Annotated in this window: 1 pseudogene; it reads right to left on the reverse strand. The window is 71.8% G+C overall.

Annotated elements, in window-relative coordinates:
• Window positions 1-577: pseudogene (locus tag H1D24_RS41615) on the reverse strand (IS200/IS605 family accessory protein TnpB-related protein); the annotation flags it as partial.

The raw sequence follows: 577 nt of genomic DNA on the forward strand, positions 1-577 counted from the left end.
TACGTACCGGCCGCGCGGCGCGTTTGCCAGGTGGGCGACGTGTGCGGGGAGCTTGATGGAGATCTGTCCGGTGTCGGTGATGCGGATGGTCTCGTTACCGAAGCGTTTGCCGGACTCCCCGTCCGCGGCCAGGAACATCCGGGCGGCCTCCCATCGCGCCCGCCACGCCTTCTCCTCAAGCCCCACCTGCGCCAGGTGGTGGCGGGTGCGGGCCAGATTCTTGCCGCCGCGCACCACGCGCACCCGGCCCGCAGCCTGGTCCGCCTCCATCTTGGCCAGCCGGTCTTGGAGGGTGTGCAGGCGGCGGGACTTGGCGTGCCACTCGCGCCGCGAGGCATAGCCTTTCGACAGCCCTTCGCGCTTGTCGGCCTTGGCACCCAGCGGCCGGGCCAGCCGGGCCTGGGTCTGCGTGATCTGCCCGCGCAGCCAGGCGATATGCGCGGCCTGTGCGCGCCGGGCCAGCGCCCACTGGTCGTGGGTGGCCTTGGTGATACTGCCCGCCCAGCGCGATGACGACCGACCGGTCAACTCCCGCTTGCGCACCGCCCACCCGGCGGCATCATGCTCCAGGCCCATG

Origin of the sequence: Streptomyces himalayensis subsp. himalayensis, assembly GCF_013778455.1 — a bacterium.
Lineage (GTDB): Bacteria > Actinomycetota > Actinomycetes > Streptomycetales > Streptomycetaceae > Streptomyces > Streptomyces himalayensis.